15 protein-coding genes, 1 rRNA gene and 1 riboswitch are annotated in these 20,467 nt (G+C 62.9%); of the genes, 6 read left to right on the top strand and 10 right to left on the bottom strand.

Features of this window, described 5'->3' with window-relative positions:
* Positions 1-100 precede the first annotated feature (100 nt).
* Positions 101-1,587, bottom strand: a 16S ribosomal RNA gene (locus tag E0H22_RS23805).
* A gap of 908 nt (positions 1,588-2,495) precedes the next feature.
* Between E0H22_RS23805 and E0H22_RS23810 the strand changes: the two genes are divergently transcribed.
* Positions 2,496-4,526 (top strand): M23 family metallopeptidase, encoded by a 2,031-nt coding sequence (locus E0H22_RS23810; RefSeq protein ID WP_233026523.1) that lies wholly within the window; start codon positions 2,496-2,498, stop codon positions 4,524-4,526.
* A gap of 76 nt (positions 4,527-4,602) precedes the next feature.
* Here E0H22_RS23810 and clpB read toward each other — a convergent pair whose 3' ends face one another.
* From clpB to metX, 4 genes are all read right to left on the bottom strand, one after another.
* Positions 4,603-7,239, bottom strand: coding sequence for an ATP-dependent chaperone ClpB (gene clpB, locus E0H22_RS23815; protein ID WP_233023405.1), 2,637 nt, complete (start codon positions 7,237-7,239; stop codon positions 4,603-4,605).
* A gap of 373 nt (positions 7,240-7,612) precedes the next feature.
* Complete coding sequence (locus E0H22_RS23820; protein WP_233023406.1) at positions 7,613-8,260, bottom strand: TIGR02594 family protein; 648 nt, start codon at positions 8,258-8,260, stop codon at positions 7,613-7,615.
* 601 nt (positions 8,261-8,861) lie between these two features.
* On the bottom strand, positions 8,862-9,530 hold the full coding sequence (gene metW, locus E0H22_RS23825) for a methionine biosynthesis protein MetW (RefSeq protein WP_233023407.1): 669 nt from the start codon (positions 9,528-9,530) through the stop codon (positions 8,862-8,864).
* Positions 9,527-10,735: a homoserine O-acetyltransferase MetX gene (gene metX, locus E0H22_RS23830; RefSeq protein WP_233026524.1), complete on the bottom strand. Its 1,209-nt coding sequence runs from the start codon at positions 10,733-10,735 to the stop codon at positions 9,527-9,529. The genes metW and metX overlap by 4 nt, the downstream gene beginning before the upstream one ends.
* 81 nt (positions 10,736-10,816) lie before the next feature.
* A riboswitch (SAM riboswitch) is annotated at positions 10,817-10,896 on the bottom strand.
* A 201-nt stretch (positions 10,897-11,097) separates the two neighbouring features.
* On the opposite strand from metX, the gene E0H22_RS23835 reads away from it, so the two are divergent.
* Genes E0H22_RS23835 through E0H22_RS23845 form a run of 3 tightly spaced genes read left to right on the top strand, consistent with a single transcriptional unit; the run spans position 11,098 to position 14,004 of the window.
* A complete protein-coding gene (locus E0H22_RS23835) occupies positions 11,098-11,949 on the top strand; it encodes a chorismate mutase (RefSeq protein ID WP_233023408.1) in 852 nt (283 codons plus the stop codon).
* Between the two features lie 26 nt (positions 11,950-11,975).
* A complete protein-coding gene (gene hisC / locus E0H22_RS23840) occupies positions 11,976-13,076 on the top strand; it encodes a histidinol-phosphate transaminase (protein WP_233023409.1) in 1,101 nt (366 codons plus the stop codon).
* The gene (locus tag E0H22_RS23845; protein WP_233023410.1) at positions 13,069-14,004 is read left to right on the top strand and encodes a prephenate/arogenate dehydrogenase family protein; all 936 of its coding nucleotides are present in this window, start codon (positions 13,069-13,071) and stop codon (positions 14,002-14,004) included. Before hisC ends, E0H22_RS23845 begins: the two co-directional genes overlap by 8 nt.
* 86 nt (positions 14,005-14,090) lie before the next feature.
* Here E0H22_RS23845 and E0H22_RS23850 read toward each other — a convergent pair whose 3' ends face one another.
* Positions 14,091-15,281: a DUF2125 domain-containing protein gene (locus tag E0H22_RS23850; RefSeq protein WP_233023411.1), complete on the bottom strand. Its 1,191-nt coding sequence runs from the start codon at positions 15,279-15,281 to the stop codon at positions 14,091-14,093.
* A 227-nt stretch (positions 15,282-15,508) separates the two neighbouring features.
* Between E0H22_RS23850 and E0H22_RS23855 the strand changes: the two genes are divergently transcribed.
* Complete coding sequence (locus E0H22_RS23855; protein WP_233023412.1) at positions 15,509-16,066, top strand: gamma-glutamylcyclotransferase; 558 nt, start codon at positions 15,509-15,511, stop codon at positions 16,064-16,066.
* A 49-nt stretch (positions 16,067-16,115) separates the two neighbouring features.
* Here E0H22_RS23855 and E0H22_RS23860 read toward each other — a convergent pair whose 3' ends face one another.
* The 4 genes from E0H22_RS23860 to ftsE form a co-directional block, all read right to left on the bottom strand.
* Positions 16,116-16,889 (bottom strand): lysophospholipid acyltransferase family protein, encoded by a 774-nt coding sequence (locus E0H22_RS23860; RefSeq protein ID WP_233026525.1) that lies wholly within the window; start codon positions 16,887-16,889, stop codon positions 16,116-16,118.
* 30 nt (positions 16,890-16,919) lie between these two features.
* Entirely contained in the window at positions 16,920-17,648 is a 729-nt protein-coding gene (locus E0H22_RS23865; protein ID WP_233023413.1) for a YdcF family protein, read from the bottom strand.
* Between the two features lie 188 nt (positions 17,649-17,836).
* Complete coding sequence (locus tag E0H22_RS23870) at positions 17,837-18,808, bottom strand: cell division protein FtsX (RefSeq protein WP_233023414.1); 972 nt, start codon at positions 18,806-18,808, stop codon at positions 17,837-17,839.
* Positions 18,809-18,817: 9 nt separating this feature from the next.
* The gene (ftsE, locus tag E0H22_RS23875) at positions 18,818-19,477 is read right to left on the bottom strand and encodes a cell division ATP-binding protein FtsE (RefSeq protein ID WP_233023415.1); all 660 of its coding nucleotides are present in this window, start codon (positions 19,475-19,477) and stop codon (positions 18,818-18,820) included.
* Positions 19,478-19,585: 108 nt separating this feature from the next.
* Between ftsE and E0H22_RS23880 the strand changes: the two genes are divergently transcribed.
* A complete protein-coding gene (locus E0H22_RS23880) occupies positions 19,586-20,455 on the top strand; it encodes an MJ0042-type zinc finger domain-containing protein (protein ID WP_233023416.1) in 870 nt (289 codons plus the stop codon).
* Positions 20,456-20,467 lie beyond the last annotated feature (12 nt).

Here is a 20,467-nt window from a genome sequence, read left to right on the forward strand (position 1 = left end):
CGGTGTCCCGCCAATGCAGCTCAATGATCGATCCAATCATTGGCCACTGATGTTTCTAAAACAGGTCGATAGCAACAAGTTGCTGAAGACCCATCCTTAGAAAGGAGGTGATCCAGCCGCAGGTTCCCCTACGGCTACCTTGTTACGACTTCACCCCAGTCGCTGACCCTACCGTGGTCAGCTGCCCCCTTGCGGTTAGCGCACTGCCTTCAGGTAGAACCAACTCCCATGGTGCGACGGGCGGTGTGTACAAGGCCCGGGAACGTATTCACCGTGGCATGCTGATCCACGATTACTAGCGATTCCAACTTCATGGGCTCGAGTTGCAGAGCCCAATCCGAACTGAGACGGCTTTTTGAGATTTGCGAGGGGTCGCCCCTTAGCATCCCATTGTCACCGCCATTGTAGCACGTGTGTAGCCCAGCCCGTAAGGGCCATGAGGACTTGACGTCATCCCCACCTTCCTCGCGGCTTATCACCGGCAGTCTCTTTAGAGTGCTCAACTAAATGGTAGCAACTAAAGACGGGGGTTGCGCTCGTTGCGGGACTTAACCCAACATCTCACGACACGAGCTGACGACAGCCATGCAGCACCTGTGCTCCAGGCTCCGAAGAGAAGGCTCCATCTCTGGTGCCGGTCCTGGACATGTCAAGGGCTGGTAAGGTTCTGCGCGTTGCGTCGAATTAAACCACATGCTCCACCGCTTGTGCGGGCCCCCGTCAATTCCTTTGAGTTTTAATCTTGCGACCGTACTCCCCAGGCGGAATGCTTAAAGCGTTAGCTGCGCCACTTGTGAGTAAACCCACGAACGGCTGGCATTCATCGTTTACGGCGTGGACTACCAGGGTATCTAATCCTGTTTGCTCCCCACGCTTTCGTGCCTCAGCGTCAGTTATGGGCCAGTGAGCCGCCTTCGCCACTGGTGTTCTTGCGAATATCTACGAATTTCACCTCTACACTCGCAGTTCCACTCACCTCTCCCATACTCAAGATCTTCAGTATCAAAGGCAGTTCTGGAGTTGAGCTCCAGGATTTCACCCCTGACTTAAAGACCCGCCTACGCACCCTTTACGCCCAGTGATTCCGAGCAACGCTAGCCCCCTTCGTATTACCGCGGCTGCTGGCACGAAGTTAGCCGGGGCTTATTCTTGCGGTACCGTCATTATCTTCCCGCACAAAAGAGCTTTACAACCCTAGGGCCTTCATCACTCACGCGGCATGGCTGGATCAGGGTTGCCCCCATTGTCCAATATTCCCCACTGCTGCCTCCCGTAGGAGTTTGGGCCGTGTCTCAGTCCCAATGTGGCTGATCATCCTCTCAGACCAGCTACTGATCGTCGCCTTGGTGGGCCATTACCCCACCAACTAGCTAATCAGACGCGGGCCGATCTTTCGGCGATAAATCTTTCCCCGTTAGGGCTTATCCGGTATTAGCTGAAGTTTCCCTCAGTTGTTCCGAACCAAAAGGTACGTTCCCACGTGTTACTCACCCGTCTGCCACTGACGTATTGCTACGCCCGTTCGACTTGCATGTGTTAAGCCTGCCGCCAGCGTTCGCTCTGAGCCAGGATCAAACTCTCAAGTTGGACTTGAAACTTTAAACCGGCTGATCACAACGTTTGACGAGGATCCCACCATTCTACGTCAGCAGATCCAGACCAAAGTCCGAAACCCGCCAACATGCCGTCCGCGCTTCACAGCGCAAAAACAGCGATGGTGTTTCCTTGTATCAAAACGTGTGCCGCCGAAGTCTTTCGTCCGGTCCCACAACAATAAAAACCAAAGTTCCTATCGCGCGAGACCCGCAAGGACTCCGCCGCCCACGTTTCTCTTTCTTCTTCTCAACTTGTCAAACAGCCCGGCACTTACGCGCCAAATCTCGCAACGTCCACCATTCGACAAGAATTCAGCGGCCGACACCTATCGGCCACCTCATCACCATCGCGATGTTGATTGCTGAAGCGCAGAACGTCCGCCGGACCCGTGGGTCGGCGCCGCCGCGCTCAGTGGCTGTCTTATAGGCGGGGGAACGCGGACCTGTCAACGCGTTTCGTCAGAAAATCGTCACGCATCGCCGGAGAATCTTTTCAGGCGAAAAAGCGTAGGTTTTTCAGGCATGACGCCGCATCAAAGCCACATTGCTCCGGCGTTCTGACGCGGCTTTGGGTGAAGATTCTTTGTCGGAACTGCGAAATTTCCCGGTTTCGGGCATCGAAAATCCATCCGTGGCGACTGCGACGATGACGACATGGCGACCGGTGGATGGATCGTCATACAGAGATCGCCGGACGCGCAGCCTGGACGATACGAGCAAGACGGTAACGGCCTCTCTCTGCAGCATTGACGATTGGACCTTGGGCCAGCATTTTGGCCCGCGCTGTTCGACCATCCATGTGCTTGAGCTGGGGAAGCTCTGCCGCCGGATGCCGGCACTTTGGGGGACTACGGTTTGAACCACGGACCACGCAGTGGCACCTATCATCGTGAAACCGGGATGATCGATCTCGGCCACGAGCCGCCACTTTCCGTCGATGGCTCCGAAGCTGCGGTGATCGATCGTCGTCGCGTGTCGGTGCAGTGGTTTTCAGGAACGATTCTCACGGGTCTGTGCGGCGCAGCCTTGATCGGCGGCGCCGTTTTCGCTTCGCTCGATGGCGAGATGACTTTCGCCAAGCTGCCCGAGCGCGTGGAAAGCGCGCTGCGCGGCGCCGTCAGCCCGAACGACAAGCAAGTCAGCCTGCATAAAGCCGATCGCCTGCCGCCGCCGAGCGAAGCGTCCGCCGCGCGCCAGGTGTTTCGTGTCTCCACCGTGACCCGCGTCGGCAATCGCGACGTGATGCGTGTGCGGCCTTATGTGAAGATCTCCGGCAATCTGGTGATGGCGACCAGCGATCTCTCCGCCAAGGTACCGCCATTCAATGCGCAGCGCCTGCTCACCGATGTCGGCGGCGCGCAGCCGACGGCGGAAGACGCGGCCAGCACCACCGAGACCGCCGAACCGGATGCCGAAGTCTCCTTCGTCACCCGCGATCTCGCGCAGGTGCTGCCGAAAGCGAAGCTCGCGACGGGCGCGTCGGTCTCCATCGACGAGGTCCTGCTGCGCGTGCGCGACGCCTCGAACTGGCGCGGTCAAAGCGGCGTGCGTTACGCCGCCATGGGCGGCACGCAGGATTACAGCGGCGCCGGCAGCGAAATGAAGATGGCCTATGCGGCCGAAGGCCAGGTGGCCGATCCCTATGCGGGCTTCGAAACCCGCATCGTGCCGGAAAACGTCACGCTGCTCGCCAAGACCAAGGAGCAGGTCACCGGCGGCAATCCCACCGGGGAGCGCATCCATATCGTCAAGAAAGGCGAGACCGCCGCCAGCATCATGCGCGAACAGGGCGCCTCCTATGAGGAAGCCCGCCAGATCGCCTTGACGCTCGGCGCTAAGGGCCGGGACGGCGGTCTGCGTGAAGGCCAGAAGCTGCGCATCCTGATGGCGCCTGCAGGCCCGGGCCAGCGGCTGATGCCCTATCGCGTCATCGTCGCCAGCGATTCCAGCATCGAGGCTGTGGCCGCACTGTCGGATCTCGGCAAATATGTCGCCGTCGACGTCTCCACCATGAATACGGCGACGCAGGTCGCTTCTCAGAACGACGATGACGAGGAAGAGGACGACGGCACCGGCGTCCGGCTCTATCAGAGCATCTACGAGACAGCGCTGCGCAACAAGGTGCCCGCCACTGTCATCGAGGACATGATCAAGATCTATTCCTACGATGTCGACTTCCAGCGCCGCGTGCAGCCGGGCGACTCCTTCGACGTGTTCTTCGCCAGCGAGGACGAAGGCTCGGCCAATCCCGACCGCAACGAGGTGCTTTATGCCTCGCTCACCGTCGGCGGCGAGACCAAGAAATACTATCGTTACAAGACCGACGACGACTCTGTGGTCGACTTCTATGACGAGACCGGCAAGAGCGCGAAGAAGTTCCTGGTCCGCAAGCCCGTCAACAACGCCATCATGCGTTCCGGCTTCGGCGGCCGCCGCCATCCGATCCTCGGTTACACCAAGATGCATACCGGCGTGGACTGGTCAGCGCCCTACGGCACGCCGATCTTTGCCTCGGGCAACGGCATGATCGAGAAAGTCGGTTGGGAAGGCGGCTACGGCAAGTATATCCGCTTGAAGCACAATAACGGCTACGAGACCGCCTACGGCCATATGTCGGCCTATGCCAAAGGTATGGAGCCAGGGAAGCGCGTCCGTCAGGGCCAGGTGATCGGCTTCGTCGGCTCCACCGGCCTCTCGACCGGTGCCCACGTCCACTATGAAATCCTGGTCAATGGCCGCTTCGTCGACCCGATGCGTGTACGCCTGCCGCGCGGGCGCTCGCTCGAAGGCCCGATGCTTGCCAGTTTCGAGAAGGCGCGCGATCAGATCGATACGCAAATGAGCCAGCGCGGCGCTGCACGCGTGTCGGACGCAACCGGCAGCACCGGCGTAGCTGCGCCGATACAGACGCGATCGATCACCACGCGGTGAAGCCCGCCGGAATGCAACGGAAAAACGGCCTGAATCTCGCGATTCAGGCCGTTTGTTTTTGCTGAAAGAAGAGCGATCAGTTCAACATTCGTTTCGCCGGCACTTCGAGCTCCGCGACGTCTGCGTTGCTTGCCGGCTTGCCGTTGAACGTCAGCACATTCCCCGCGGTGCCAATCTCGACGTGATCGCCGTCCTTGACGTCGCCGGCCAGGATCATCTCCGCGAGCGGATCCTGCACGCTGCGCTGGATCACACGCTTCAGGGGACGGGCACCGTAAGCCGGGTCCCAACCCTTCTCGGCGAGCCAGTCGCGGGCAGCGCCATCGAGTTCCAGCACGATCTTGCGATCTTCCAGCAGCTTGGTGAGCCGTGCGAACTGGATCTCGACGATGCGGCCCATCTCGCTCTTCTGCAGCCGATGGAACAGGATGATCTCGTCCACGCGGTTGAGGAATTCGGGGCGGAAGTGTCCGCGCACCGTCCCCATCACCAGCTCACGTACGGCCGAGGTATCCTCGCCTTCCGGTTGGTTGACCAGGAATTCCGAGCCGAGATTCGACGTCATGATGATCAGCGTGTTGCGGAAATCGACAGTACGGCCCTGACCGTCGGTCAGGCGGCCATCGTCGAGCACCTGCAGCAGCACGTTGAACACATCGGGATGCGCCTTCTCGATCTCGTCGAACAGCACGACCTGATAGGGCCGCCGCCGCACGGCTTCGGTGAGCGCGCCGCCCTCGTCATAGCCGACATAGCCCGGAGGGGCGCCGATCAGCCGCGAGACCGAGTGCTTCTCCATATATTCGGACATGTCGAGCCGGACCATCGCGGTCTCGTCGTCGAACAGATAGGACGCCAGCGCCTTGGTGAGCTCGGTCTTGCCGACGCCGGTGGGGCCGAGGAACATGAACGAGCCGATCGGCCGGTTCGGATCCTGCAAGCCGGCGCGTGAGCGGCGCACCGCGGTCGAGACTGCGCGCACGGCCTCGCTCTGGCCGACGACGCGTTGGCCAAGGCTCTGCTCCATGCGTAGCAGCTTGTCCTTCTCACCCTCCAGCATCTTGTCCACGGGCACGCCGGTCCAGCGCGAGACCACCTGCGCGACATGGTTGGCGGTGACCGCCTCCTCCATCATCTCGCCTGAGTTCTCGCTGGCTTCGATATCCGCGAGCTGCTTTTCCAGCCCTGGAATCTTGCCATAGGCCAATTCACCCGCACGCTGATATTCGCCGCGACGCTGCGCCTCGGCGAGTTCCAGACGCAGACCGTCGAGCTCGCTCTTGAGCTTCTGCGCATTCGAAAGCTTGTTCTTCTCCGCGGACCACTTCTGGGTGAGCACCGCGGATTTCTCCTCGAGTTCAGCCAGCTCCTTCTCGAGGTTTTCGAGCCGGCTCTTCGAGCCCGCATCGTTTTCCTTTTTCAGGGCTTCCTGCTCGATCTTCAGCCGCACGATCTCGCGGTCCATCGAATCCAGCTCTTCCGGCTTGGAATCGACCTGCATCTTCAATCGCGCCGCCGCCTCGTCGACGAGGTCGATGGCCTTGTCGGGCAGGAAACGATCGGTGATGTAACGGTTCGACAGTGTGGTCGCCGCCACCAGCGCGCTATCCTGGATGCGAACGCCGTGATGCTGCTCGTATTTGTCCTTCAGGCCACGCAGGATCGAGATGGTGTCTTCGACCGTCGGCTCGGAGACGAAGATCGGCTGGAAGCGCCGCGCCAGCGCCGCGTCCTTCTCCACATGCTTGCGATATTCATCCAGCGTGGTGGCGCCGATACAGTGCAGCTCGCCGCGCGCCAGAGCAGGCTTGAGCAGGTTCGACGCATCCATGGCCCCGTCACCCTTGCCGGCGCCGATCAGCGTATGCATTTCGTCGATAAACAGGATGATGCCGCCTTCGGCCGCAGTGACCTCGCCGAGCACGGCCTTCAGCCGCTCCTCGAACTCGCCGCGATACTTTGCGCCGGCAATCAAGGCGCCAAGATCGAGCGACAGCAGCTTCTTGTCCTTCAGACTCTCCGGCACGTCGCCATTGAGAATGCGTAGCGCCAGTCCTTCGACGATGGCGGTCTTGCCGACGCCGGGCTCGCCGATCAGAACGGGATTGTTCTTGGTCCGCCGCGAGAGGACCTGAATCGTGCGGCGGATTTCCTCGTCGCGGCCGATGACCGGATCGAGCTTGCCGTCGCGCGCCGCCTGGGTCAGGTCGCGGGCATATTTCTTCAGCGCGTCATAGGCGTTTTCGGCCGTGGCGGAATCCGCCGTGCGGCCCTTGCGCAGCGCATTGATCGCGGCATTGAGATTCTGCGGGGTGACGCCGCCCTTGTTGAGCAGCTGCCCGGCCTCGCTGTCCTTGTCGAGGGTCAGCGCCAGCAGCAAGCGCTCGACGGTGACAAAACTGTCGCCGGCCTTGTCCGCGGCCTGTTCGGCTGCATCCAGCGCCCGTGCCGTGGCGGGGGCGAGGTAGACCCGCCCTGCGCCGGAGCCCGAAACCTTCGGCAGCTTGTTCAGCTGGTCCTCGGTCGCCTTCAGGATGGCGCGCGAATTGCCGCCGGCACGGTCGATCAGACCGCCCGCAAGACCCTCGCTGTCGTCGAGCAGAACTTTCAGGATATGGAGCGGCGTGAATTGCTGATGGCCTTCGCGCACGGCCAGTGATTGCGCAGACTGAATGAAGCCGCGCACCCGCTCGGTGTATTTTTCAATATTCATCGTGTGTTGTCCCTCGGCCTGCCGTCATCGCCTCGAAAGCACGATACCGGCATCTTCATTGGGGGTCCGCGGGACGCATTGATGGTCGTCAACCGGCCGCGGTCGTCGCTGGCGCGAAAGCCAGCTTGACCGAAATGTGGGCACACGGTTCCGAAAAAGGAAGAGGCGGGACGGGAGATTTTGGCGGATTCGGGCTGCCTGAGCAGACCGGTGCCGGGCCGGCGAGGGCCTCGGGCGCTTGAGGCGCAGCCGTAATCCGCCAGGGAGTCTCCATCGCGAATTCGGCCGGCGGATTACGCTTCCGCCCATCCGCCCTACGGCGGTTTCGTAGGGTGGGCAAAGCACAAGCGTACCCACCCTACAGTATCGAGTCTTAGCTCGACGGCATCACGTATGCGTAGATGCGGCCCTTCGAATAGGTGGCCTCCGCGACGCGGTTGCCATGGTTGCCGGACACGATGATCGGATTACCCTTGGCATCGACGCCCGAGACCACGCCGACATGGCCGCCACGACGGCCGCGCGACATTACGGCGATGGCGCCAACCTGCGGGCCGGAGATGCGCTGACCGTAGCTCGAGAACGAACGCGCCATATCCGAACCGGTACCCTGATGGCCGGTGCGCTTGAGCACGAGGTTCATGAAAGCCGCGCACCACAGGCTGCGCCGGCCGGTGGGATTGCCGCGACCGATGAAGCTGCGCGCAGCCTCGACAAGACCAGAGCCGCCGAAACCACCCGAAGGCTGATTCATGCTGGCATTGGCATTTGCGAAATTCGCAGCGTCGCCGAACGAAGGCGCCTGCTGCTCCGCACGCGCGGCGTGCCGGCGCGCAATCCGCGCGCGATGCCGGACGTGATGACGAGAGCTGTAAGTGTGTTTGCTGTAGTGCGCGTGGTGACGCGCGGCGCCATGCTGGGGCCGGGCCGAAGCCGGCGAGACTGACGCGAAGACGGCTGCCGAACACAACGCCAGAGCGGAGAGGCGAAGTGCACGACGATATGCAACGAACTCAAACATAGAAAGTTAACCCTCATAGATACCCCCGATCCCCACGACCGGACATGCGATCCAACTTTTTGAGGGCTGCGTGAAAACAGGCCGGATGTGACGGAAACAAGACGGCGAGCGGGTCGAAACGCGCTCATTTCAGGCCGCGGAGCGCCGCGGTGGCGCTAAACCCAACAGAAACCATACGTATAGACATAGGGGATGACCGCTCGACGCAGAGCCGGCCCGAGATACCTATTTTAATTAGCTATTAAGAATTGCTTCTCGCGAGTTTTCCGGCCGCTGCAACCGTCCGCAATGACGGTGTGTCCGTAGGGCGGATGAGGGCGAAGCCGTAATCCGCCGGCCGATTTTATATCTGGCGAAGAAGGGTGGACTACGCTGCGCTAATCCGCTCTGCGATTATAGAGAATTGCGATTTCGCGAGGCTTTTGGCCTCGCTCCGCCCTCATCCTGAGAATCTGACTCATAAAGCGGTATCTCGCTTCTCCGTCCCTCATCCTGAGGAGCCGCACAGCGGCGTCTCGAAGGATGGCCGAAGAGCGCCGGGCCAAGCCATCTCATGGTTCGAGACGCGGCCTGTGGCCGCTCCTCACCATGAGGGGCAGAGTTACTTCTCCGCCCGCTGCAGTAGAAATACGCCCTGCTCGCCGAACAGATTCCAGAACCACCACGGCGCATTGAGGCGCAAGGGACGGCCATAGAGATCGAGCGCCACCGCACGCTCCATCTTCACATTGATCTCGTCGCAGAGATGCACGAAGTCCTTGATGGTGCAGAAGTGAATGTTCGGCGTGTCGTACCATGTCGCCGGCAGGTTCTCGGTGCGCGGCATACGCCCGCCGACGAGCAATTGCAGCCGCATCCGCCAGAAGCCGAAATTCGGAAACGACACGATAGCGCGACGGCCGATGCGCAGGAGATTCTCCAGCACCACACGCGGCTGCCGCGTCGCCTGCAGCGTCTGCGACAGGATCACATAGTCGAAGGCATCGTCGGGATAGTTCACGAGGTCGGTGTCGGCATCGCCCTGCACCACCGCGAGCCCCTTGCCGACGCAGCGGTTGACGCCCTCGCGCGACAGCTCGATGCCACGTCCGTCGATACCCCGGCCTTCCAGCAGTTGCAGCAGATCGCCGTCGCCGCAGCCGACGTCGAGCACCTTCGCACCGGCCGGAATCATTTCGGCGACGAGCAGGTGATCGCCGCGATAGCTGTCGAGCGCGGGCGAAGCTGGACTAGCGAGCTTGATGTCGAGGCCTTGCTGATGGACGTTCATTTGTCGCGAGCCTCCACCGGCAGACCGCGGACGGCTGCAGCCGAATTCAGAAATGCATCGGCGATGTCGAGAAATTCCGGCACGTCGAGCAGAAAGGCGTCGTGGCCCTTGTCGGTCTCGATTTCGGCAAAGGACACGCGCACGCCGCCCGCATTGAGCGCATGCACGATGTCGCGCGACTCGGCGGTCGGGAAAAGCCAATCCGACGTAAACGACATCAGGCAGAAGCGCGTCTGCGTATCGCGGAAGGCTTCGGCGAGGTGCCCGTTATGGTCGGCGGCGATGTCGAAATAGTCCATCGCGCGCGTGAGATAGAGATACGAATTCGCATCGAAGCGCTCGACGAAGGACGAGCCCTGATAGCGCAGATAGCTCTCGACCTGGAAATCCGCGTCGAAAGAGAATGTCGGCAATTCGCGGTCCTGCATGCGGCGGCCGAATTTGCGATGCAGGGCGGCATCCGACAGATAAGTGATGTGCGCCGCCATGCGCGCGACGCCGAGGCCGCGATGCGGATGCGTGCCCTCCTCGAAATAGCGCCCGCCGCGCCAGTCGGGATCGGCCATCACGGCCTGACGGCCAAGCTCATGGAAGGCGATGTTTTGCGCCGAGTGCTTGGTCGCGCAGGCCACCGCCAGCGCCGAGAACACGCGCTCGGGATAAGCCGCGGTCCATTGCAGCGTCTGCATGCCGCCCATGGAGCCGCCGACCACGCAGAACAGTTGCGTGATGCCGAGGCGATCGATCAGCATGGTCTGCGCGCGCACCATGTCGGGAATGGTGATGACCGGAAAATCGAGGCCCCAGATCTTGCCGGTGGCCGGATTTATCGAGGCGGGTCCGGTCGAGCCCATACAGCCGCCGAGCACGTTGGAGCAGATGATGAAGTAGCGATCGGTGTCGAGCGCCTTGCCCGGCCCGACCATGGTGCCCCACCAGCCCGGCTTACCGGTGACGGGGTGGGTGTTGAAGACGTGCTGGTCGCCGGTCAGCGCGTGGCAGACCAGGATGGCGTTGGACTTGTCGGCATTCAGCGTGCCGTAGGTCTGGTAGGCGATCTGAAACGGGGCGAGGTCGATGCCGCAATCGAGCCGCAACGGCTCGTCGGGGCCGAATTTGGCGACCAGCGAGGTCGGATGATTGGCTTCCTGGGCGCGGTCCTCGGCATCCACCGAGACGCTCTTCAAGGGCTGGACACTGACCATCTCGATACCCGGCTCCCCTTCGGGAGTCCTCCCATCGAGACCGGGCATGAAAAACCCGGCCTGAACATACGGTTCGGCCGGGAGCGATCGTCCCCGGCCTGTTTAGCGAGTTGTTTAACGTGGCTGCAAGCCGGCCGGCTCAAATGACCACGGAGTAGGCAGGGATCGTAGTCCCAGCCTGGCCGATCGTCAATATAGGGATGGCATGGACGCTTTGCCCAAGGGCAGGCACTTGGAATAGCTGTCATGTTTTCTTTGCTTTCAGGCAGCGTCTTACCTAATCAGGGCCGTGCCCCAACGCCGCCATGCGCGTCAGGCATCTCCGGCGGGGCGCTCCCGCCTCATCGCCAAGGTCCGTTTTCATGTCGAAACTGCCCCCCGCCCCGCCGTCGCTGAACGAATTGCGCCAGGAGATCGACAGCATCGACGAGCAGGTGCATCGCCTCTTGATGTCGCGCGGCGACATCATCGACCGGCTGATCTCGGTGAAGCAGACCCAGGAGGTCGGCTCCGCGTTCCGACCGGCCCGCGAAGCCGACATGATGCGCCGCCTGGTGCAGCGCCATCGCGGAATCCTCCCCATCGACACCGTCGAGGGCATCTGGCGCGTCATCATCTCGACTTTCACTTACGTCCAGGCGCCGTTCTCGCTGCATGCGGATCTGTCACTCGGCGAGAGCGCGATGCGCGATTCCGCCCGCTTCCATTTCGGCTTCACGGTGCCCTATGTCTCGCATTTCAGCGCCGTCGCCGCCGTGGAAGCCGTGGCGAAATCCAAGGGCGATCTCGCGCTGGTCTCAGCCACCTCCGGCCAGACGCCGTGGTGGCACGAGCTGGAGCCCCAAGGCGCGCCAAAGATCATCGCCCGCCTGCCCTTCATCGAGCGTGCCGACCATCCGGCCGCGCTGCCGGTCTTCGTGGTGTCCCGCGTCGCCGACAGCGCCATGGTGACCGAGGTGGAATGCTGGAGCGTCCGCGTCTCCGGCTGGAACGCCGAGATCGCCCGCGCGCTGGCGCCGCTGGCCGACGTGGTGGTGGTGCCCGATACCGCCTTCGACGGCGCCTCGCTGCTGGTCTCCATCAGCGCGCCCTCGACCTTCGAGGGCATCAGGGCCGCCCTGATCGCAGCGGGGGCCTCGGTGCGGTCCTCCGCCCTCGTCGGCAGCCATGCAAGGCGCTATACGGTGCCCGCAGACGGCGCACCGAACGCCTGACCTTTCCAGAATACCGGAGCTACAAGATGTCCCGCCCCGTGCCGAAAGCCGGCATTCTCGATATCGCGCCCTACACGCCGGGCAAGACCCCTGTGCCGGAAGCCGGCCGCAAGGTGTTCAAGCTGTCGGCCAACGAAACGCCGTTCGGCCCCTCGCCGCACGCCACGGCGGCCTATACCGGCGCTGCGACGCATCTCGAGGATTATCCGGAAGGCACCTCGAAGGTGCTGCGCGAGGCCGTCGGCAAGCGCTACGGCCTCGATCCCAGCAGAATCATCTGCGGCGCAGGTTCGGACGAAATCCTGAACCTGATCGCGCACACCTATCTCGGCCCCGGCGACGAAGCGATCCACACCGAGCACGGCTTCCTGGTCTATCCCATCGCCACCAAGGGCAATGGCGCGACCAATGTCGTCGCCAAGGAAATCGAGTTCACCTGCAGCGTGGACGAGATCCTGAAATGCGTGACCGACAGGACCAAGCTGGTCTGGCTCGCCAACCCGAACAATCCGACCGGCACCTACCTGCCCTATACGGAAGTGAAACGCCTGCGCGCCTCGCTGCCGGATCACGTGCTGCTGGTGCTCGACGCCGCCTATGCCGACTATGTCGGTAAGCCCGACTATGACAGCGGCCTCGACCTTGCCAGGACCACCGAGAACACGGTGGTCTGCTTCACCTTCTCCAAGGTGCACGGCCTCGCCGCGCTGCGCATCGGCTGGATGTTCGGCCCCGAACACATCGTGGATGCGATGAACCGCGTGCGCGGCCCGTTCAACGTCTCGGCGCCGGCCATGCTCGCTGCCGTCGCCGCGATCGAGGACACCGGCCATGTCGAGATGTCGCGCGCCTTCACCGAGAAGTGGCGCGATCTGCTGACCGCGGAAATCACCAAGCTCGGGCTGAAGGTGACGCCGAGCGTCGCCAATTTCATCCTGATCCACTTCCCGACCACCGCCGGCACGACCGCGGCGGATGCGGACGCATTCCTGACCAAGCGCGGCCTCGTGCTGCGCGCGGTCAATAATTACGGCCTGCATCAGTCGCTGCGCATGACCATCGGCACCGCGGAGGCCAACGAGCTGGTCCTCGCCGCCTTGCGCGAATTCATGCTGCGCAATGACTGACGCCCCGCTCTTCCCCCGCATCACGCTGATCGGCCTCGGCCTGATCGGCTCGTCGCTGGCGCGCGGCATCCAGCAGCTCGGCCTTGCCGGCGAACTCGTCGCCACCGACGCCTCGCCGGAGGTGCGTGCGCGCGCCGTCGAGATCAAGCTCGCCGATCGCATCGCCGACGATAATGCGTCGGCGGTGATGGACAGCGACCTGATCATCTCTTGCGTCCCTGTCGGCCGCGCCGGCGATGTCGCGCAAAGCATTGCGCCGCATCTCAAGCCGGGCGCCATCATCTCCGATGTCGGCTCGGTGAAGGCCTCGGTGCTATCGGCGATGTCCGAACATCTGCCGGACAACGTGCATTTCATTCCTGCACATCCGGTCGCCGGCACCGAGAATTCCGGGCCGGATTCCGGCTTCGCCGAACTGTTCATGAACCGCTGGTGCATCCTCACGCCGCCGGACGGCGCCGATGCTGCAGCGGTCGAGAAGTTGAGCACGCTATGGTCCGCCCTCGGCGCCAATGTCGAGATCATGGGCGCCGCGCATCATGACCTCGTGCTGGCGGTGACGAGCCATCTGCCGCATCTCATCGCCTACACAATCGTAGGCACGGCCGACGAGCTGGAAGATGTAACTCGTTCGGAAGTGCTGAAATTCTCTGCGGGCGGTTTTCGCGACTTCACCCGTATCGCCGCATCCGATCCCACCATGTGGCGCGATGTGTTCCTGACCAACAAGGACGCGGTGCTGGAAATGCTCGGCGCGTTTCAGGAGGACCTGTCGAAGCTGACGCGGGCGATCCGTCGCGGCGATGGCGACACGCTGTTCGATCATTTTACACGCACGCGGGCGATCCGCAGGGGTATCGTCAGCATCGGTCAGGATGAAGCCGCCGCAGACTTCGGCCGCAAGCATGCGGCGTTGAAGAAGAAATAGTCTGTAGGATGGGTTGAGCGTAGCGATACCCATCACCCCTAGCGCCCAGCGGTGATGGGTATCGCTACGCTCAACCCATCCTACGATCAGAACAACGGCGGAATCTGCGCCACGCGGAGCGGGCCGAAGAACACCGCGCCATCGACGAACTTCAGCGGGAACGCCCGCGCCGGCCTGCCCTCCAACGTCGCCGCGGTGCCGATGGAGTTCACTCCCGCGGCCAATCCCGCTCCGGCATTCTTGCGCGCGAAATTGCCCAGTCCCGGGATCGCGCGATCCAGCGCCCCCAGAATATTGTTCACGTCCTGCGACTTCAGGCCCGGCGCCAGACGATCCAGCGTTTCCTGCGGTACGCCGATCTCCAGCAGCTTGTCGATCCCGAGCGCGTTCACGGCCTTGTCGAGCCCCGTCACCGTCATCTGCAACTCACCGTCGAGATTGCCCGCCGCGGTAATCCCGAGCGAGCCCGTCGCCAGCGAGATGATGTCGCCCTGCTGCACCCGCGACTGCGTGATCTCCAATCGTCCGCCCGCCGCCTGGATCTCGCGAAAGCGCTGCGGCCAGGGCTTTGGCGTCAGATCCGTCAACCCCGAAATCTGCGCGCGGATATCCGTATCGAACGGCGCCGCAAGCAGCGGATGCACGTCCGCAATCGTGCCGCTGGTAATGCGCAGCGCCGTTTCGATCACCGGCTTATCTGGTGTCGATGCCGGCGCGGTTCTGCCGTTGAGCACGACGCGCTTGGCACGCACCGCAGGCGCCGAGGCCGAGCCGGAGAAGCGATCGAGCGACAGATCGTCGAACACGAGATCGCCGCTGTCCGGCGTGCCCGGCAGGCCGGTGATGCTGCTGCGCGCATCGCTCCAGGCCATCGCCATCCAGGGCTGGCCCTGCTGCGAAATCACCGCAGGCGCCTTGAATTCGGCGATCAGGAGGCGCGGCGTGTAGATCTGTGCAACGACGAGAATCTCACCGAGTTGTGCGGTGACCGGTGTCTGCGTGATGCTCTGCGTCGCAGTCTGCGCCTGCAACGACACGCTGACGCCGTCGCAGCGGACTTCCAGACGGAACGGGAAGCCCGCAACCGAGCGATTGGCGCATTCATATTTGCGGCCTGCGGCAGCTTCGCGCGCCTGCCAGAGTTCGACATTCTCATCGACCTTGGACGCCGCGAAGAACCAGAAGCCGGTCCAGGCGAGGCAGATGACGACCAGCACCACGGGCATGAAGAACAGGAGCCCGAGACGGCGGCGGCGAGGCTGAAGAATATCTGACATGGCGGACCTAGATCGCAGGAGTTTGTCGAAACGGCGGTTGGTGGGGAGCCCTTCGCATGATCGGCCAGTTTCTGCTAGTGCGCGTTTTTGCTCCGTCATTGCGAGGAGCCGAAGGCGACGAAGCAATCCAGCCTTCGCTTTTGGTCCCCTGGATTGCTTCGTCGCTAGGCTCCTCGCAATGACGGAGCTTGGTTCCGAGTAACGCGATCATATGCTAGTGCGACCGCATGACCCCGCTGAACTCGCCTGCGCCTGTTTCCGACCATGACCTCTGGGTATTCGGCTATGGCTCGCTGATGTGGCGGCCTGGCTTCGATTTCATCGAGCAGAGGCAGGCCCGGCTGATCGGCGAACATCGCGCTCTCTGCGTCTATTCCTTCGATCATCGCGGCACCCCGGAAAAACCCGGCCTCGTACTCGGCCTCGACCGCGGCGGCGCCTGCCGCGGTATCGCCTTCCGCGTCGAGGCCGGCAAGCGCGACGCGACCATTGCCTATCTCCGTGAGCGCGAGCAGACCACCGGCGTCTATCGCGAGGTGATGCGCTCGGTCTGGCTCGATGACGACGCACGCTCCCGCGTCAGCGCGCTGACCTATGTGGCCGATCGCAGCCACGTTCAATATGCGGGTCGATTGTCGCTGTCCGAACAGCTCCGCTGCGTGCGACAGGGCCATGGCCGGTCAGGCCACAACCGCGATTACGTGCTGTCGACGGTGAAGTCGATCGGGGCGCAGGGATTTCGGGATGCGCAGCTGCACAAGCTGGCGGAGATGCTGCATGAGTGACTTCTTCTCCCTCCCCGCTGCGCCGCTTGGGGGAGGGAAAAGACGCGCCCTACTTCTCCTTCACCGCCACATCCGGCACACGTCCAAAAATCTCCGCCTGTTCTGCGCGCGCCTCGGCCACGATCCGGTCCGTCGCGGTCTCGATCTTCTCCCTGATCGTCGCCAGAAACTCCTCCCGCTGCAGGCCCGATGGTAGCGGCGGCATGAACTCCACCACCAGCGTGCCGGGATAGCGGAGAAATGTGCGCCGCGGCCAGAACAGGCCGGAATTCAGCGCCACCGGCAGACACGGCACATGGCACAACGCGTAGATCTGCGCGACGCCGCTCTTGTAGTCGGGCGGTGCGCCGACAGGACGGCGCGTGCCTTCGGGGAAGATGATGAGCTGGCGACCCTTCTGCACCTCGTTCCTGGCGCGCTTGGCCATATCCATCAGCGCGCGCACGCCACCCGCGCGGTTGACGTCGATCATATCGGCCAGCCGCAGATACCAGCCGAAGAACGGGATGCGGCCGAGTTCGCGCTTATAGATGAACAACGGCGAGTCAAAGAACGGCAGCAGTGCAAAGGTCTCCCACATGGACTGGTGCTTGGCCGCGACCACCAGGGAACCTGCGGGAATGTTTTCGGTGCCGCGTACCTCGAATTTCACGCCGCAGATCCAGCGCAGCAGCACCACGCTCTGGCGCGACCAGGTCTTGGCAATGAACAGGATGGCGCGCGGCGGCATCAGGAAGGTCGGGATCGCGACCAGGAGCCAAAACACCAGCAGCGCATAGAACAGCACCTGATAGACTAGCGAACGCAAGAATACCGACGTCAGGGATATCGATGTCATGAAATGGCGCTTTGATCAGTTGGATGCGGCGGGCGCCGGCTTGCGCACCGCCTCGGAGGACAGCTCGCCGCTGTCCGGCATCAGATCGATGCCGATACCGGCGAGACGTGCCCGCAGCTCGGCGGCGAGATATTTGACATATTCCGATAACAGCAAACGCAGCGTGGTGCCACTGGTCCACCATGCCTCGTCGCGCCAGCGCTCGCCGATCACCGAGAACGGGATCAGTTGCACATCCGGCAATTCATGCGACAGTTCCACCAGCGCCCGTGGCATGTGATAGTTCGATGTCACCACGATCAGCGAATGGAAACCCTGCTTGCGCGCCCAGCGCCGTGTCTCCACCGCATTGCTGCGCGTATCGGTGGCGCTGCGGTCGAGATCGACGCAGCAGGCCAGCAGGCGCTGGTCGTTATCCGGCAGCGAGCGCTGGATGTTACCGATGCCGTTGGTGGGATGCACACCGGAAATCAGCAGCCGCTTGCCGAAGCCGCTTGCAAGCAGATCCAGCGCATCGGCCACGCGCGACGAGCCGCCGGTGAGCACCACGATGCCATCGGCCCTGGTGGAGGGTGTGACATCGCCGCTGCGCAACTGCGAGAGGAAGGCGATGAAGCCGACGATGCCAGCCATGAAGGAGATCGCCACGGCAGCGACGATCGCGCCGCGGATCAGGCGCCGCCTCGGAGGCAGCGGCCGCGCGGACGCGTCATCGGTCTGGTTCTGGTCGTCCAACAATGTCATGGCTGCGGTGCGGCGTTTGATCGCCGCAATTTTAGAGCAATTTCGTCCTCGATTGAAACATGTCCCGGACGCGGTGCAGCGCTTTACGCTGCTCCGCAGAGCCGGGACCGTTCCAAGCTTTAGCGGTTGTGGCGGTCCCGGCTCTGCGAAGCGGCACTTCGCGCCGCATCGCGTCCGGGATACGATATTCAATCGATGTCATTGAGCGTCGCGAACAGCGTCCGGCGCGAGGCTGCGGCGGTGATGGCCGCGATCACCAGCGCTTGCGCGGCCAGGATGAGATAGCCGGAGGGCCGCAGCGAGAACGTGCCGAGCAGCGCCGCGAACTGATCGCCCACCGGCGTGCCCGAAAACCAGCTCGCGATGGATTCCGAGAAGCCGAACATCAGCATCGCGATGCCGCCGCCGATCACGCCGCCCTGCAGGCCGAGCCGCAGGAAGTGGCGGAAGAAGCGATTGGCGATGTAGCGATCGCCGGCGCCGACGAAATGCAGCACCTCGACGATCGGCCGGTTCGCCGCCATGGCGCCGCGGGTCGCGAAAGATACGGAAATGATGGTGGCGACGATTACAAGAGCAAGAATGCCGAGACCGGCCAGCACGACCGCCGAAGTCATGGAGCGCATCCGCTCTACCCAGGCGCGGTGATCGTCCACGCTCGCGCCGGGCGCGAACTGCGCCACGCGCGCGCGCAGGCCGACAATGTCGAGTGCCGTGCCAGGCGTCACACGCGCGACGATGACGCGCGGTACCGGCAGTTCATCCAGCGACAGTCCCGTGCCGAGCCACGGCTCCAGCAACTGCGCCGATTGTTCCTTGCTGTAGGGCTGCACTTCCACGATGCCGGGCTGGCCGCGTACCGCGTCGGCTGCCGCCTGTGCATCGCGGTCGAGATTGCGGCCCGCAACCGGCTTCACCTGGATGGTGATTTCGCTGGCGACCTCGGACTGCCATTCGGACGCCGACGCGCTGATCAGCAGCACGGCCCCCGAGGTGATCGAGGCGAGAAAGGTCATGATCGCCACCACGGCGACCAGCGCGCGGCCGGCGATCTGACCGCCCGGCACGATGGGCGACGCTATGCGCGCCTTCGCGGGGACCTGCGGGCGTTCCTGCCCGAGATCCATCAGCGGTCCATGCTCGTCGCCGATCCTGCTCACGCGTCTTGCCTATTCATACATATGCAGCCGGCCCTGATGCAGCACCATGCGACGCGCGTCGTACTGGTCCATCAGGGAGATGTCATGGGTCGCGATGATCACGGCGGTTCCGGATTTGTTGAGCTCGATGAACAAGCGCAGCAGGCGGCGGCCGAGCGTCGGATCGACGTTCCCCGTGGGCTCGTCCGCAAGCAGCAGCTGCGGCCGCGCGATCACCGCACGCGCGATGGCGGCGCGCTGCTTCTCACCGCCCGAAAGAATCGGCGGCAGCGCATCCATGCGCTCGCCGAGGCCGACCCATTTCAGCAGATCAATGACTTCACGGCGATAGCTGGATTCCTCGCGGCCCATCACGCGAAACGGCAGCGCGACATTCTCATAGGTCGTCATGTGATCGAGCAGGCGAAAATCCTGCAGCACGATGCCGATGCGCTTGCGCAGGTCGGCGATCTCGTCCTTCGCCAGCAGCGAGATGTCCTGGCCGAACAGATTGACGAGCCCGCGCGTCGGCCGCAGCGACAGGAACAGCAGGCGCAGCAGCGATGTCTTGCCGGCGCCGGAAGGGCCGGTCAGGAATTGAAAGGAATGCGCGGGAATCTGGAAGTTCAGATCGCGCAGGATTTCCGGACCAAGCCCGTATCGCAGGCCTACATTTTCGAACCGGACCACGTGCAGCTCCGTTCGACGGGTTCACTTAAGGCTCAAGATATCGGTCATTTGCTTGTGCGGCCGTTATGGTTTCCGATTCGTTAACGGTCGTCTTGTAGCTTGCGCCGCATGTCATCGGCACTCGGCACCATGCATATCGTCTGTCCCCATTGCACGACGTCCTACGCCGTCAATCCGGCAGGCTTCGGAGATGCCGGCCGCACCGTCCGCTGCGCGCGCTGCAAGGAAACCTGGCTGGCCAGGCCAGAAGATCTGTCCCGGCCCAAGCCGGTCATGACCGATCCAGGCGAAGACCTGAGCACCTGGGGCGTCAGCGAGGAAGAGGCCCGGGAGCCGGACGTGCCGGAGGTTGAGAGCCCCTCGATTTCGGCGGACTGGCCGGTGGAACCCAGGCCGGAATCGAAGTTCCAGCCGCGCACCGAGGACACCGATTGGACGATCGCCGCCCGCGAGGATGCCGGATCGCTGCGCGACATCAAACCGGCACGCCTGGGTAAGCTTCGCAATTTGGCCCCAAGGATGCCGCACCGCGGCCTCAACAGATCGCACATCCTGCCCGTGATAACCGCCGCCATGGCGGCATTTGCGATGGCTATTTTGATCTGGCGGGTCGATATCGTGAAGCTGATGCCGCAAACTGCCGCCTTTTACGAGGCTTTCGGCATCGACGTGAACATCCGCGGCCTCGCCTTCAAGGACGTGAAAGTCACCACGGAAACCGTCGATGGCAAGCCGGTGATGCTGATCGAAGGCTATATCGTCTCCGAAACCCGCGTGCCGACTGCGATGCCGCGCCTGCGGTTCGTGGTTCGCGACGACAAAGGCACCGAGATCTACGCCTGGAGCGCAGTGCTGGAACAGCCGGGCCTCAATCCCGGCGATAAAACCTGGTTCAAATCCCGCTTGGCCTCGCCGCCGGTGGAAGGCCGCAGCATCGACGTGCGCTTTTTCAACAAGCGCGACGTTGCCGGCGCGTAAGTATCTGAGGAT

Source organism: Rhodopseudomonas boonkerdii (assembly GCF_021184025.1).
GTDB lineage: Bacteria > Pseudomonadota > Alphaproteobacteria > Rhizobiales > Xanthobacteraceae > Tardiphaga > Tardiphaga boonkerdii.